This is a genomic window from Desulfosporosinus sp., from assembly GCF_014237355.1.
Classification (GTDB): Bacteria; Bacillota; Desulfitobacteriia; order Desulfitobacteriales; family Desulfitobacteriaceae; genus Desulfosporosinus.
In genome coordinates, this window is record NZ_JABZFS010000002.1 from 61,334 (window position 1) to 76,665 (window position 15,332).

At 40.6% G+C, this 15,332-nt stretch carries 15 protein-coding genes and 1 other annotated feature; of the genes, 4 read left to right on the plus strand and 11 right to left on the minus strand.

Going from position 1 to position 15,332, the window contains the following annotated elements; translation table 11 throughout:
• Positions 1–70: 70 nt before the first annotated feature.
• Positions 71–298: a glutaredoxin family protein gene (locus HGJ98_RS00305; protein WP_291348991.1), complete on the minus strand. Its 228-nt coding sequence runs from the start codon at positions 296–298 to the stop codon at positions 71–73.
• A gap of 226 nt (positions 299–524) precedes the next feature.
• Here HGJ98_RS00305 and HGJ98_RS00310 point away from each other — a divergent pair, with 226 nt between their 5' ends.
• Positions 525–1,340, plus strand: coding sequence for a carbon-nitrogen hydrolase family protein (locus HGJ98_RS00310; protein WP_291348992.1), 816 nt, complete (start codon positions 525–527; stop codon positions 1,338–1,340).
• A gap of 104 nt (positions 1,341–1,444) precedes the next feature.
• Here the strand turns inward: HGJ98_RS00310 and HGJ98_RS00315 are convergent, their stop codons facing one another.
• Positions 1,445–2,416: an MBL fold metallo-hydrolase gene (locus HGJ98_RS00315; protein WP_291348993.1), complete on the minus strand. Its 972-nt coding sequence runs from the start codon at positions 2,414–2,416 to the stop codon at positions 1,445–1,447.
• A gap of 317 nt (positions 2,417–2,733) precedes the next feature.
• Between HGJ98_RS00315 and HGJ98_RS00320 the strand changes: the two genes are divergently transcribed.
• The gene (locus HGJ98_RS00320; protein ID WP_291348994.1) at positions 2,734–3,972 is read left to right on the plus strand and encodes a DUF401 family protein; all 1,239 of its coding nucleotides are present in this window, start codon (positions 2,734–2,736) and stop codon (positions 3,970–3,972) included.
• Positions 3,973–4,038: 66 nt separating this feature from the next.
• Here the strand turns inward: HGJ98_RS00320 and HGJ98_RS00325 are convergent, their stop codons facing one another.
• Entirely contained in the window at positions 4,039–4,797 is a 759-nt protein-coding gene (locus tag HGJ98_RS00325; RefSeq protein ID WP_291348995.1) for a MerR family transcriptional regulator, read from the minus strand.
• Between the two features lie 81 nt (positions 4,798–4,878).
• On the minus strand, positions 4,879–5,166 hold the full coding sequence (locus HGJ98_RS00330; RefSeq protein WP_291348996.1) for a hypothetical protein: 288 nt from the start codon (positions 5,164–5,166) through the stop codon (positions 4,879–4,881).
• A 663-nt stretch (positions 5,167–5,829) separates the two neighbouring features.
• Here HGJ98_RS00330 and HGJ98_RS00335 point away from each other — a divergent pair.
• Entirely contained in the window at positions 5,830–7,614 is a 1,785-nt protein-coding gene (locus HGJ98_RS00335) for an L-lactate permease (RefSeq protein WP_291348997.1), read from the plus strand.
• Positions 7,615–7,697: 83 nt separating this feature from the next.
• Here the strand turns inward: HGJ98_RS00335 and HGJ98_RS00340 are convergent, their stop codons facing one another.
• The 6 genes from HGJ98_RS00340 to HGJ98_RS00365 form a co-directional block, all read right to left on the minus strand.
• Positions 7,698–8,360, minus strand: a complete 663-nt coding sequence (locus tag HGJ98_RS00340) for a cyclase family protein (protein WP_291348998.1) — start codon at positions 8,358–8,360, stop codon at positions 7,698–7,700.
• A gap of 199 nt (positions 8,361–8,559) precedes the next feature.
• Positions 8,560–9,345, minus strand: a complete 786-nt coding sequence (locus tag HGJ98_RS00345) for an enoyl-CoA hydratase/isomerase family protein (RefSeq protein ID WP_291348999.1) — start codon at positions 9,343–9,345, stop codon at positions 8,560–8,562.
• 136 nt (positions 9,346–9,481) lie between these two features.
• Entirely contained in the window at positions 9,482–10,153 is a 672-nt protein-coding gene (locus HGJ98_RS00350; RefSeq protein ID WP_291349000.1) for an ElyC/SanA/YdcF family protein, read from the minus strand.
• A 202-nt stretch (positions 10,154–10,355) separates the two neighbouring features.
• Positions 10,356–11,150 carry an ABC transporter ATP-binding protein gene (locus HGJ98_RS00355; RefSeq protein WP_291349001.1) on the minus strand — a complete coding sequence of 265 codons (795 nt, stop codon included), beginning with the start codon at positions 11,148–11,150 and terminating at the stop codon, positions 10,356–10,358.
• Entirely contained in the window at positions 11,143–12,057 is a 915-nt protein-coding gene (locus HGJ98_RS00360) for an ABC transporter permease (RefSeq protein ID WP_291349002.1), read from the minus strand. Before HGJ98_RS00360 ends, HGJ98_RS00355 begins: the two co-directional genes overlap by 8 nt.
• A 23-nt stretch (positions 12,058–12,080) precedes the next feature.
• Positions 12,081–13,088 (minus strand): ABC transporter substrate-binding protein, encoded by a 1,008-nt coding sequence (locus tag HGJ98_RS00365; protein WP_291349003.1) that lies wholly within the window; start codon positions 13,086–13,088, stop codon positions 12,081–12,083.
• A gap of 120 nt (positions 13,089–13,208) precedes the next feature.
• Positions 13,209–13,459, minus strand: a binding site (T-box leader).
• 242 nt (positions 13,460–13,701) lie between these two features.
• Here HGJ98_RS00365 and HGJ98_RS00370 point away from each other — a divergent pair.
• Complete coding sequence (locus tag HGJ98_RS00370) at positions 13,702–14,523, plus strand: nitroreductase family protein (RefSeq protein ID WP_291349004.1); 822 nt, start codon at positions 13,702–13,704, stop codon at positions 14,521–14,523.
• Here HGJ98_RS00370 and HGJ98_RS00375 read toward each other — a convergent pair.
• Positions 14,520–15,191, minus strand: coding sequence for a CoA pyrophosphatase (locus HGJ98_RS00375; RefSeq protein ID WP_291349005.1), 672 nt, complete (start codon positions 15,189–15,191; stop codon positions 14,520–14,522). The two genes, HGJ98_RS00370 and HGJ98_RS00375, sit on opposite strands and share 4 nt — an antisense overlap.
• Positions 15,192–15,332: the final 141 nt, after the last annotated feature.

A 15,332-nucleotide genomic window follows, 5' to 3' on the forward strand; every position in this document is an offset into this window, starting at 1 on the left:
ATAAAAATGAATAAGACAGCATCAAACCGCTGAGCCTAAGGGCTCAGCGGTTCACATCAGTGTGTTAAGTTTAATGCAGAAGAGCGAGAATCTTATCCTTGTTAAAACCAACTACTGTTTCATCCCCTACCAAAAAAGCGGGTACACTATTGATGTTTCTTCGTTGTAATTCTAGCAAAGCATCCTGATCTGTGCTGATATTCTTCTCTTCAAACGGAATATTGTTTTGCGAAAGAAACTTCTTCGCTACGGTACAGTATGGTCAGGTATTGTTGGTAAACATAGTCACATTTTTCATTTCTTATTCCTCCTGTTCATTTAACCTAATTGTTATTATGGCAGTAAATCTAGATTTCATTCCTACTGATTATACTCACCTTGATAAGAGATTTCTGGATCTTATAGATCTATATATCGATTGGGTTCAGCACTCTTGTGCTTGAGGACGAGAGATTCATACTATAATATAGAAGATGGTGAACACGTGAATTATTAACTTAGTAATAGAATTAGGAGGGCTCTCTATGAACAATCTAAGGATAGCGTTATGTCAACTACCTGTTACGGCTGATAAGCAACAAAATCTCAACCAAGCCGCGTCAATGTTACAAGAGGCCGCTGCAGGTGGTGCACAACTAGCGGTCTTACCAGAAATGTTCAATTGCCCCTATGATATACATTCCTTTCGAGGCTATGCTGAGATAATTCCCTCAGGAGAAACTACAAACCACCTTGCAAACTTAGCACGTACCAATGGCCTGTTTCTCATAGGCGGCTCAATTCCAGAACTGGATGGTGAACGGATCTACAATACCAGTGTTGTATTCGACCCCAAAGGGGATATTATTGCTACACATCGTAAAATCCACCTTTTTGACATATGTGTCAAAAATGGGATTGAGTTTACTGAATCAAGGGTCTTGTCTCCTGGAAATACTGCCACGCTTTTTGAAACAACCTGGGGAAAATTCGGTATAGAAATATGCTATGACATACGCTTCCCGGAATTAACCAGGAAATTGGCTACGGAAGGAGCCAGTCTGGTCATAGTCCCAGCCGCTTTTAATATGACCACGGGTCCCGCCCATTGGGAGTTGTTATTTCGGAGCCGTGCCTTAGACAACCAAATCTTCATGCTGGGCACTTCCCCCGCCCGTAATCCTCATGCTTCTTATGTAGCATATGGTCATTCCTTAGTCACGAATCCATGGGGTCAAGTACTTGCTCAACTGGACGAAAAACCGGGAATTCTTTTAGTTGATCTTGATCTTACTCAAATTGCAGAGGTTAGAGAGGCTTTGCCAATCTTAAGGCAACGTCGGGAAGACCTTTATCAATAACAATACACAATTAAGCGCAAGAAAAACCACCTCTTGTTGGCTTAACAAGAAATGGCACAAAATTGTTTCCTTACGGTTATCTTACATGCGCCAATGCTATTGGGCTATTTCCCCTTAATTTCGTAATAAAGCACCCCGGACTCTCTTGTCCTCTCAACAACGCCGATGTGAACTAAATGTTCTAGATGGGATAGTGCTTCTCCTGAAGCAAACCACATTTGAGAAGGTGGAAAATCCGACCATTTCTTATGACCTATATCCCAGTGCATGGATGCAGCCATTTCAACAGGAGTCTTTCTGCCACCTTTTAAGATGCTTAAAATCTCTTGGAGGCGTTCCTCATGATGATGGAGAAGCTCGTTAATTCTATTTCGATGATTCCTAACAATTTTCCTATGTGCCGTCAACAAGTAATCTATTTCAAAGTTATAGACCTTGTTGAGGCTTTTGATATAAGTTGCTAAAATATCCTGCTCAAATCCCCAAAAGGTTATATTTGGAGTAATCTCATCTAATATATGGTCTCCACAAAAAAACAGCTTATGTTTTTTCTCATACAAGCCTATATGCCCAGGCGTATGTCCAGGAATATCTACGACATCGAAACAGTAATCTCCAATTTCAATACTATCCCCTTCATACAATGGGCTGAAATCAAGAGGCTCAGTCCGCCTAACTCCAAACTCTTTGCCAAATTCTATTTCATTATCAGTACTAAAGCCTAACAACTTATTGATTGATTCAATAAACTCATCTCGTTGAGATGACCGATTTGAGATTTCTCCATCGATCTGACTAAAATATACGACTTGCACTCCTTGTTCTTTAAGTATATGTGCAAGACCTGAGTGATCAACATGCATATGCGTTATAAAAAGATCCGTCTTGCTTATGTCAACGTTTAATTCTTTTAGACCCTTCATTAACTCAGTCAGGCATTCTATCGTATTAAAACCTGTATCGATAATCAAATTCCTTTTCTCAGATACTATGATGTAACTATTGATAGCTTTAAGCGGATTATTAGGGAGAGGTATTTCGTTCTTGTAAATTCTAGGATAAACTTCAACGATCATTTTAAACCTCCAAATTAAAATAACTAACGGTTTAGCAGATTACTATTAGGATTATTATCACTGAACTAAAAAGTACTTGATCTTCTTATTATACCTTGTTTTACCAACAATGTAACCTTGCGGAAGCAATAAAAACAGCGAACCATCCAAGGACTCTCAAAACCCCTTTGGATGGTTTCAACTTTCAAACCTAATACGACTGATAATTTAATCCAAGGTGAATGGCTCAAAAGCACGTAACAACCGATAAAGGTATTTTAGCAAAAGTGACGAATATTTCAAATGCAATTATATTATAGAAAAAGAGGGAGTAATTCATGGAGACTGCAAAATTGCTGATTGTATTCATTGTTATGATGGTCCTGCTATGGCGAAAGATTCCTTTAGTTTATGTGGTGATTGGGGCTTCAATTGTTTTAGCCTTTTTATTCGGTACTGATATTACTGGGTTACTTGGAATGGCCTGGGATGCGACGAAAGATCCTTCTACCATAGAAATCGAGGCTATTTTAGTCTTGATTATGATTCTCGAGCAAATCTTAAGGCAAAAAGGGTATTTAGAACGTATGCTTAATTCTTTAACTCGGCTAATAAAAGATCGTAGAATTGTAATGGCAATCATACCCGCCTTTATAGGACTCATGCCTAGTGCCGGAGGGGCCCTTTTCTCTGCACCCTTAGTTGAACAAGCGGTGGGTAAAAGTGTCCCTGCAGTGCAAAAAACCTTTATCAATTTCTATTACCGTCACATATGGGAATTCTTTTTGCCTCTGTATACGGGAGTACTTCTAGTCTCAACCATTACTGGTATACCGCTAACTCAAGTACTTCTGGGACTTATGCCTTATGGTATTTTAGTAATTCTTCTAGGACTACCTTTTCTGTTCCGTATCAAGGTTGATGAAGAATTAGCAGTTGCTCCTCATTTAAATAGTGAAACAATGTTTCAAAGCTCGGCGAACAATACTAAAAAGAAACTTCTAACAGACGTTTTCTTTAGTACCCTCCCTGTATTAGCACTCGTGGGCCTTGTTTTTGCTAAAGTACCTATAACCTTAGCCATTACAATAATTATTGCTGTACTCATCCTGAGGCATAAAACCAATCTAATAGAATTCTATAGAATTGCTCGCAAAGCTATCGTTATAAAAACTCTAATTATGATCTGGGGGATTATGCTCTTTAAACAGGTGATGGAAACCGTCGGTTCTTTTGATGAATTACCTGCCTTGCTAGGATCGCTCCCAGTGCCCGAGTTTCTAATTTTCGCCTTGATTGCCTTTTTGCTCGCTTTCTTGACAGGACAAACTGGTTCTTACATCGGCATTGCCTTTCCAATTGTTATGGCCGCTTCTGGGGGACAGGTTAGTCTACCGCTGGCAATATTGGTTTTTATGGCCGGATCAGCTGGAACAATGCTCAGTCCTATGCACCTCTGCCTATCCCTTACTATTGAATATTTTAAAGCTGATCTAAATAAGGTTCTGCAAATGCTTATCATCCCTGAGAGTATCCTTGTGGGAACGGCCATCTTGTCTTATTTAATCTTATCTTAACTCGAAATAAGGGGACAGGTGCACCATTTCGCGTTTTCGGCGAAACAGTGCACCTGTCCCCTTGTTTTACGTTCCTGTATAGATGAAGATTGCATCTCTTAAAAATTCAGAGGCTCCTGGTTGTTTTTCATCATAGTAAGCTGTAAATCTCGGATCGTCAACATACATCTGAGCAAGCCCAGCATGAGCTTCTTTTGAATAACTAGCCCAAGAATAGCATAGCCATTGACGATGCAGATCTGCAGTTTTATGAGCAAGTTCCCCTGAGGGATCTCCTGTTTTAAAGGCTGCATAAAGGGTTTCATTAACTTCTGTGGCAAGCTTTGTCATTTTGTCGTATTGCTCTTGCGACAAGCCCATAAGTCTTTGATTGGATTTGTTCACTGTTTGATCACTATATTTTTCGCGAATTTCTTTGCCATACTTTGCTTCATTGTCATCTACAAGCTTTTGCTTGAAACCTTCAAACTTTTCTTTATCAGACATTGTAATTCTCCCTTCGGTTAAGGCGATGGTTTTGTCAACATTGGAAATCAATGCATCCAATTGCTCTCTTTTTTCAAGAAGCTTCTCACGATGTTCTTTCAGTGCCTTTGTTCCGTCGAAGGACGGCGCAGCCACAATACTTTTGATACGTTCCAAGCCCACACCCAACTCTCTGTAAAAAAGTATCTGCTGTAATCGATCGACCTCTGCTTGACCGTAAATTCGATACCCTGAAGAGTTAATTCTTGCTGGCTTAAGAATTCCGATCTCATCATAATATCTTAGAGTACGAGTACTGACACCCGCCATCTGAGCAAATTTTTGCACTGTGTATTCCACGTGATCACCTCCTAAAACTAATATACACGTTTACGTAACGTCAATGTAAAGTAGAACTTCAAACTTTTTTTTATGTCATTACTAAGGTTTAAACCGAGGCAATACGAAATCTAAGATTAAAGCTGTAATTAGCCCTGATACAAAGCCCGTGAGAGACATCACTGATAATAGAACATTCGCTAAGTCTTCAAATCCTTCACCGCTTCGCACAATCTTAGCCAAGTAAAGATAATACAGACCCACAATTAAGCACAGTACGGCTGGTGAATATTTAATACTCTTTACACGCGATAATACTCGCCCGAGAAGATAGGTTATACCCGCGAAGATTACCGCAATTCCAAGTAAAAGCAGTATTAATCGTTCCATCCCTTTACCTCCCTTTCAAGTTTTATATCTACATTGTACTCAAGTAAAACACTAATATCCAAATCATTAGTTAGTTTGGCTTTGCTGACCGGACTCCCCACTATTGCAGTCTTCAATACTGAACTATACCAAGCCTCTAATGTCCCTTGAAATGAAGTTACCAACTCTACACTTAGAGACGGAGAAAGAAACGTTTTCTGACTTTTTAGAACAAATGTAGGTAGACAGGAAATGGTATTTTATATAAATAATATGGTAATTATTAATAATACCATATTATTATAAACATTTATTATACCGAACTATTAACCTATCTATAGATTTCAATATTCTTTTACCTAGTAAACATTTCTGCAAATATTATATTTTCTAACTTATCTGAATTGCATTTGAAGTAATTATTTAATAATTTCAACCTTAAAAATAAACATTAGTGAAAATAAACTCTATTTATTGAAAATATTTTGGATTTAGTTTATTATATGAATATACCTCTTTTAGATATTTTTTTGACCTGTGCGGTCTGATAGGTCGACCATCTGCAGCTGCATTACGGCTATTATTGAAAAGAGGAGCCTCGAAATAAAAAGGGGGTGACTTGTCGAACTGGCTTCGAATTAGACTATCATATCTTTTCTACAAAAAAATCAAGGAGGTCTTTACATGAGCACAGGATTATTAGCAATACTTTCCCTACTGCCCATCGCTGTTGTTGCAATCTTTCTTGTAGGGTTAAGATGGCCTGCAAGTAAAGCCATGCCGCTCTCATTTTTCACAGCAGTTGTACTAGCACTTTTTGTTTGGAAAATTCCGGGTGCCCAAGTAGGCGCAGCAACTATTAATGGTATTATTACTGCTGGTACACTCTTATACATTATTTTTGGTGCTATTCTTCTATTAAATACATTGCAAGAAAGTGGAGCGATTCAAGCCATTCGGAGAGGCTTCACTGGAATCACCGCCGACCGAAGAATTCAAGTTATTATCGTTGCTTGGTTGTTTGGTTCCTTTGTTGAAGGTGCCTCAGGATTCGGTACTCCTGCTGCAGTTGCTGTTCCTTTGATGGTTGGACTTGGATTCCCAGCTATGGCTGCCGTCGTTGCTGGAATGATGATTCAAAGTACTCCTGTATCTTTCGGAGCTGTTGGAACACCAATGCTCGTTGGAGTTGGTACAGGTCTCAAAACTCCTGAATTACAAGCTTATGCCCAATCTTTAGGCTATGCCGACTGGAGTTCATTCGTCGGATTTGCCATCGCAACCAAAGTTGCTACGCTTCATTTCATTGCAGGTGCCTTTATTCCCCTATTCGTCGTAGCTTTCATGACCCGCTACTTTGGGAAAAATAAATCCTTTAGTGAAGGTCTCAAGATTTGGAAATTTGCACTTTTCGCTGCGTTTTCTATGACAATTCCTTACCTTGCCGTAGCTAAACTTCTCGGACCAGAATTCCCTTCCATGATCGGTGGATTAACAGGTCTTGCAATTGTTGTAACAGCTGCTAAAAAAGGCTTCCTCATGCCCAAAGGAGAAGCTTGGGATTTCGAAGCCAAAGAAAAATGGGATCCCTCCTGGACTGGCTCCATTGAAATTAAGGACATCTCCGCTAAAACTAAGATGAGTGGTATGATGGCTTGGATGCCTTATGTTCTCGTCGGCTTGTTCCTTGTGCTTACTCGACTCAGTTTCTTGCCCTTCTTAGGTTGGGTCAAGAGTTGGAATGTTGTTTGGCCAAAAATTTTGGGAACAAACATCACAGCCTCCTTCCAACCTCTTTATTTACCTGGTACGGTATTTATCGTGGTATCCCTTATTACCTTCTTCATGCATAAAATGAATGGAAAAGCCTATGCCAGAGCATGGAAAGGCTCAGCAAAGACAATGCTTGGAGCTGGTTCTGCTCTAATCTTCACAGTCCCTATGGTTCAAGTGTTCATGAATTCAAAAGGCGGCGGAGCTGGTCTCGATAGTATGCCTATCGTCCTTGCTGACGCTGTTGCTGGGTTAGCAGGATCTGCATGGCCAATCTTTGCTCCTTTGATCGGTGGCCTTGGAGCTTTCGTAGCTGGAAGTAACACAGTTTCCAACATGATGTTCTCCTTGTTCCAGTTCGGTGTGGGAGAACGAATTGGGGTTGATCCTACATGGATTGTAGCTCTTCAAGCCATTGGAGGTGCCGCAGGTAATGTTATCTGCGTACACAATGTAGTTGCTGCTTCAGCCGTTGTAGGTCTCCTTGGAAAAGAAGGCTATATTATCCGTAAGACAATGGTCGTATTCACATATTACGCTCTTCTCCCAGGTGCGGTTGGTTATTCTATCCTTTACACCGCTCAAAAAGGATTCTTCAATGCTGGAACGATTATTGCCAGCTTGATTTGGGCAGCTGCAATATATATTATTGCAACAAATAATTCAAGACTGAAAAAACTCCCTGGTCAAGGTTAAACTATAAGCACATAGTCAAAGGCTCCTCATTCGCAATTGAATGAGGAGCCTTTTGCACTCCCACTTATGGTTAGTCATTCTTTTTACTTGGCCCCCAAAAAGCAATTCCGATCTTCTATTGAAAATGCTCGTACGGGTGAACCATCAGCATTTTTAGTTTTTAGTGGCATAATACTTATAATAAAATCTTCATTGTCAATGGATTCTAAGTTAGTTATGTTTTCGATAATCAAAATGTTCTTACTCAAGAATAGTTTATGAATCGCAAATGTAGTTGTTTTTATATCATCAACGGATATTGCATCAATTCCAATTCCCTTTAGCTTAAATCCCGATAACCAATGAGCTGCCTCTTCAGTTAAAGAAGGAAAATTTTCATAGTATTGAGGCTCCCCCCAATACTTGCTCCATCCTGTTTTGAGGATAATGAAGTCGACACTTTTTATTTTTTCCTCATAAGGTCTTAACTGATCAAGCTCCATGTAGGGGGTCTTAACCTTTGAAAAATCGATAATCATAGCCTTCCCAATAAATTGATCGATCTTAAAATGATCTAAGTATAATCCATCCTCGAGCATATGGGCTGGCGCATCTATATGAGTACCAGTATGTGAGTACATTGTGATTTTTGCCTCTTGAAAACCATCCTTCTCCAACGTGTTTGCTTTCTGAAGAATTGGCTGTTCTGTCCCTGGGTAAACAGGCATTTCTGAATAAATACTATGAGTTAGATCTGTAACTCTCATCGATGGGTAGACCTCCTTTAACGCCTCAACATTTTCGCTAAAATCTAATATACCTCTATGAATACATAAAGTAAAGGAAGCGCTGGACGTTCTTCTTACTTTCAGTTCTATTTCCACAATAAATAGGACTCTTAAGATAAAGTCGACTTATCTTAGAGTCCTAAGTCAATTAGTCATTTGTAACTTTAACTAAGCCCTATCATCGATTCTTAAAAATCGGTTTACGTTTCTCGGCAAATGCTGCACACCCTTCTTTGAAATCCTCTGAAGACCAAGTCAGAACCTGATACATGGCCTCTAACTCTGTCTGTTGGTAATAATCGTTCCGTACTGCCTCACGCAATAGTTTCTTATCGAGGCCTACTGTCATTAATGGTTGCAGAGCCAACGTTTCAGCCCATCTTATGGCTTCGGGCAAGCACTCTTCATGGGGCACTACTTTATTAAAGAATCCTAGTTTTTCAGCTTCCTCTGCGTTAAGGATTTTACCAAACCAGAGTAATTCCAGGGCTTTATGATAGCCTACCTTCTGAATTAGAAAATGCGAGGCTCCACTATCCGGACAAAATGCTAATTGCATGAAGGTAAACCCCATGCGTGCCCTTTCAGAGGCAATAATCAGGTCACAAGCCATACAGGCAGCCACTGAAGCACCTGCTACCACTCCATTAAGTGCAGCTATAACAGGTTTCTTCATTTCATAGATTGCCGTTACAAGTTCACCGGAGGAATCATAGGTTTCTTTGGCGCTGATAGGATCCTTAATTTTAGCTAGCATCGAAATATCACCACCACTCGACCATCCCTTACCGGCTCCGGTAATGACTAAGACTTTGACAGCCTCATTTTCCGAGGCTTCTTTGCAAGCCGCCTGGACATCTGCACAGAATTCATCGTTAACGGAATTCATGGTTTCAGGTCGATTCAGGGTAAGCACTGCTACTCCCGTATCCATAATATCAAGTTTGACTGTTTTCCAATTCATCAGTTTTCCACCTTTCCTAAATGCATGGGCACTGCCAGCTATAACTATGAATGGTTATTCATAGTCTGATAAATTGGAATTCGCCGAAATTTATTATATTCCTCTATTCCCCTAACCATAATTTCTGTTTATTTAACTATTTATCATCCGTCACCTTGCCGTTACCAAAAACCGGGATTGATTCTCCCAGAAACGTTGGTTCAGGTTTAATGATCTTCGCCCAGAAAAAGTCTTTGTTTCTAGCTGCAATCTCTCTAAGGTTATAATAAGTCATAGCTTGTCCATAATCACGTTTGTCGGAAGCTACTCCATAGGCATCTATCCCTAGCTCTCTAGCCACAAAAACTGCTCGTTTAAGATGATATTCCTGAGTAACGATAATTAACGTTTGTGTTTGGAAAATATCTCGTGCTCTGTACATGCTCTCATAGGTGCTAAAACCAGCATGATCCATGAACACATTCTCACTAGGTACTCCTTTATTCTTTAAGAAGTTTTTCATAGAATTGACTTCATCATAATCCTTCCGTCCGTGATCCCCACTAACTAGTAGTTTGGGCGCTTTTCCTTGCTCGTATAGTTCATACCCAACGGTCAAACGGTCGTTAAGCATAGTAGACACAGTTCCACTCGGAAAAACATAGGCACCTAAGACGAGTATAGCATCCGCTTTAGGAATGTCGCTCGGGCTTAATATGTAGGTCTTACCAACTGATTCAACATGGTTGTTAACAATTAAAATAGTAGTACAACCAAGTATTGTTATTAGAACCATAGAAACCAAAAATTTCATTAGACGTTTCTTCAAGAATGCTCCAACCTTTCCCTATTACACTCTCAGTTCAATTTTAGCTTCTTAAATTTAGAATTTCGCTCTCTATCTATTATATGCCATAGAAGGAAATTTTCACATACCGATCCTCGGTAGAGAAATCGCAAAAACGCCGCCAGCGAATTCTGCTAGGGGCGTTTTTGCGTTTTTCTGAATTACACACTTTTTACTCTTCGAGTCAGCCTAATAACATTCGATCGTTGTCCAGCTCAGCTCCACTGCGTTTCTCGAACTGCTCGATCAATCGATCGACAGTCATATCCTTTCTTTCTTGGCCCTGAAGATCCATCATAATCTTACCTTCATGCATCATAATCGTCCTAGTTCCGTATTCCAACGAAGCCTTCATATTATGTGTGATCATCAAAGTACAGAGTTTTTCCTCAGCAACAAGTTTGCGAGTTAAGCTCAATACCTTTCTTGCTATGGTAGGGTCAAGGGCTGCAGTGTGCTCATCCAAAAGCAAGAGCTTCGGTTTTATGAGGGTAGCCATAAGAAGCGTGAGGGCTTGACGCTGTCCACCGGAAAGAAGCCCCACCTTCTGCTTAATTCGATTTTCAAGACCAAGCTCTAACAGCGCAAGCCGTTCCTTAAAAAGAGTCATATCCTTTTTTGTCACACCGGGTTGTAATCCTACGGATTTCCCCTTAGCAAAGGCGATAGCCAAGTTCTCTTCAATGGTCATATCGTGGGCCGTTCCCCTTAGGGGATCTTGAAAGACCCTGCCAATATGTCTTGAGCGTTTATACTCCGGAGCAAAAGTAACATCCTTCGAGTCAAGGATGATTCTACCTTCATCAATCTCATATACTCCTGAGATACAATTGAGGAGCGTGGATTTTCCGGCGCCATTACCACCAATGATCGTCAGAAATTCCCCTTCCTGAAGAGCTAGGTTAATCTCATTGAGAGCAACTTTTTCATTAGTGCTCCCTTTTCCAAAGGTTTTACTCAAGGATTCTATTCTAAGCATCCGTTTTTTTGCTCCTTCCACGAAGTGATGATTTCCGCTTCACAACAGAAAGGCGCTTCTTAATAATCGGCATCGCCATAGCTAAAGCTACAATTACCGCAGATACAAGTTTAAGGTCGGTGGCTGGCATCCCAATTTCAAGCGCGATAGCAATGATCAAGCGATATAGCACTGACCCTAAAACCACGGCAATGAGCCTTCTTAGGAGAGAACTAATTCCAAAAACGACTTCACCGATAATGACTGAGGCGAGTCCGATAACGACCATACCAATTCCCATACCAACATCGACATAAGATTGAGACTGGGCGATCAGCGCACCAGCCACGGCAACTAGTCCATTGGAAATAGCTAATCCCACTAGAATAACAGAATCTGTATTAACCCCTAGTGCTCTGACCATGTGGTCATTGTCCCCTGTCGCTCTTAAAACAAATCCTAGCCTCGTCTTCAAAAAGAGGAACAATATTAGGAGCAACAAGGTCAACACTGCTAAGGAGAACACTAACTTACTATAATCTCCTATAGCCGTCTCTTGTAAAGCACTGAAGACAGTCACCTTATTAATCAGCGGGATATTAGCCCTACCGTCCATAACCTTAAGGTTCAAAGAGTATAAAGCTAACATGGTTAGAATTCCAGCTAAAAGAGGTTGAATCTTTAGTTTGGTATGAAGCAAGGCTGTAATCGACCCTGCTCCACATCCTGCTATAAATGCGACCCCTAAGGCGAGAAACGGATGCCCGCTTAGAGTCATAACGGCGGACACTGCTGCACCGAGGACAAAACTTCCGTCTACACTTAGGTCAGGCATATTAAGCGTTCTAAAAGATATAAAAACTCCTAGAGCCATAATTGCGTAGATTATTCCAAGTTCAAAGGAACCCATTAAAACCATGACACTCATTACTTTAAACCCCTTGTTAATTCTTAATTCTCAAAAACCTGAGCAGCTTCTTTCAATACATCATCCGGTAAATTAATCCCGATTGCCTTGGCTGTCGTCTTATTTAAATAGATATCCATATCCTTCATAGTTTTTACTGGAATATCTCCAGCCTTTTTACCGTTCAAGATTTCTACAGCCATTACTCCAGTCTCTTTACCTAAGACTTGATAATTAATACCGTAAGTTGCAAGTCCTCCATCTTTAACCATGGAATCTGCACCTACATAAATGGGTTTTTTTGCTTTATTGGCTATTTGAGTCACGACAGGCATAGCTGAAGCAACCGTGTTATCAATAGGCGAGAAAACTGCATCCACTTTATCAACCAGTGAAGTAACTGCCTGCTGTACTTCCGAAGAATTGGTCACGGTAGCATCTACCACGGTCATATTATTCTTCTGAGCATACTCTTTTAATTCCTTGATTACGGAAACAGAATTTGTTTCACTGGAGTTATATAAAGCTCCTATTGTTTTGATATTGGGAGTAATGCGCATACCCAGTTCCATAATTTTTTCTGCCGAAACCGCATCTGACGTCCCAGTGACATTGGCACCCGGCTTCTGCATATCCGTAACTAAGCCAGATCCTAGGGGATCAGTACATGCCGAGAAAAGAATGGGAATATCCTTAGTTTCACTGACCACTGCTTGAGCGGAAGGAGTTGCTATGGCAACAATGAGGTCATATTTATTACTTACGAATTTTTGAGCAATTGTTTTTAAGTTCGTCTGGTCACCTTGAGCATTTTGATAATCAATGGTGATCTTTTCCCCATGTTTAAAGCCTTGGGCCTGTAACTCTTCAATGAGAGACTCTCTAATCGTGTTTAGCGAAGGATGTTCAACAATTTGCACGATCCCGATTGTCTTTTTCCCGTCTGAACTGTCCGCTGGGGTTTCAGTTTTGTTAGGTGCACATGCCGTTAAGGAGAACATTAGAGCCAAGGTCATAATAGTCGAGATCATTACCGCTAATCGCTTTTTCATAGAAGATACCTCCCTATTCTAATTAAAAAAATTGAGGGTTTCCTTCTCTGCACGTTCCACCTTAATCGCGGTACTGTATGGAACGAAGTGTGGACCCAAAATAAAAACGCCTATCCTAAAATTAAGGACAGACGTAAATCTGCGGTACCACCTTAGTTGATGCATAGATCATTATGCATCCTCTCATGCAGAGTGCCAACACACCCTTAGCCCAATAACGCTGGCTTTGCGTTGGCAACTACTAAAGCCTTAGCTTTTTCGCGCCACCCTCTGGGGCCCATTTACTCGCTCCGTTACCTGCCAAGCTTGCACCCTACTCGGCTCTCTGTGAGGTTGGTCATGCGGTTTTACTTCCCCTTCAACGGTTTATATAATCATAGCACTCCCTTAAATGGATTTCAAGAGTAACTTTTTGCTAACTTTTTTGTTTTGATGACTATTATCATAGGATAAACGCGCATAAATTATTCCTGTTGCAAAGGAAAATCATTATACCAATGTCGAACAATCTAAGACAGAGAAAAAAACGGACACTTAGTAGTTAGGAAACATAGTAGACTTGAGAATCTTGTTTTTGGTTAAGTTCAAATATTGCTGAAGGGACGGGAAGTAAATGAGTTTGTTTAAAATCGATCAGGAAAAATGTAAGCGCGACGGAATATGTGCTAGAGAATGTCCAACCAAGATTATTGATTTTACGGAGGACAGATTCCCTACCCCAGTGAAAAATGCTGAAGAATATTGCTTAAACTGCGGCCACTGTGTAGCAGTATGCCCTCACGGTGCTTTAACTTTTAACAACATGCTAATAGATGAATACCCCCTAGTACAAAAAGACTTGCTGCCTAATTCCGAAACTATAAAACAGTTCCTAACTTCTAGACGCTCAATCCGCAACTACCAAAAACAAGCAGTGAACCATGAACTTCTTGCCGAACTTATCGATCTAGGCCGTTTTGCACCCACTGGAAGTAATAAGCAACAAGTCCATTGGAAAGTATTTGAAGATTCCTCAAAAACTCATTCTTTGGCATCCCTGGTAATTGACTGGGCCAGGATCATGGCTAAAAAAATCCCGGATGAAGTTGCGGCTAAACGTATGGAACGTTTGGTTTCTAGCTGGGAAGATGGGGTAGACCGGATTTTCCACGGAGCTCCTCATATAATTTTGACCCATGCTCCCTCCAATCTGCCCTCTGTACCTTCCGACTGCGTAATTGCCCTGACCTACCTGGAACTTTACGCCTATTCCAAAGGGCTTGGAACCTGCTGGGCAGGCTACTTGACTTCGGCAGCTAATTCCTATGCACCTTTGACCAAAGCTTTAGGCTTGCCAGAGGGACACAAATGTTACGGTGCCATAATGCTTGGCTACCCACAATTTAAATATCACCGTATTCCTAATCGAAATGCTCCACTGGTTTCTTGGAGCTAGTTCTTGGTGCGTATTCGCATCTTTGTCATAACATCCTTAATTAATCTTGCCGTAATTCCCCATATTGTCACTCCCGCAACTCTATAAACATAAACATTATTAAGAGTATTTCCCCAGGGCCTTGTGTACCGCTCCGGTAACCCTAGTTCTTTCACCGGAAGAAGAATAACCTCTTCCCCAGCTTGATTAACGTATGAGGGATAGGCAACAATATTTACCTTGTATACCTCTGGTTCCGTTGTTTCAAAGTAGGAAACTGGAATCGAAAAAATTCTCTCAACCTCATCGGGATTAATATGTAAATCATCTAGACTATTAATGTCTATAACACCTAAAAATGCATCAACCGTAGTGCCTGTCGCTACGACGGTATCAAGTGTACCAACGACCTGAATCTTATCTAAGGGAACACCTAATTCCTCTGCAGTCTCTCTGATTGCTGTCTCTTTAAAATCAGCGTCTTTGCATGGATCAAACTTCCCACCTGGAAAGCAAATTTCTCCCGCTTGTCTTATTGAAGCAGCCCTTTTCTGAAAGACAAAATGAAACTCTTCATCGACTAGCATAAGTAATGCTAACACTGCGGAATTAAAGTATTCATCTTTGCCATTGATCCCGGGTGCCACTTGCAACTTTTTAATTAGATCTTCGAGGCTAGATTTATCCATAATTCCACTCCATTTATCTTCTTCCTCAAATTGGTCAACTCAATCATTACAAAAGCTCCACTCAGTGAACTCGTGTTTTTTCTGCTCCCACCTAAGCGGGGGTACCACTCCCACTAATAGTGGAGGCTTAACGATTGGATA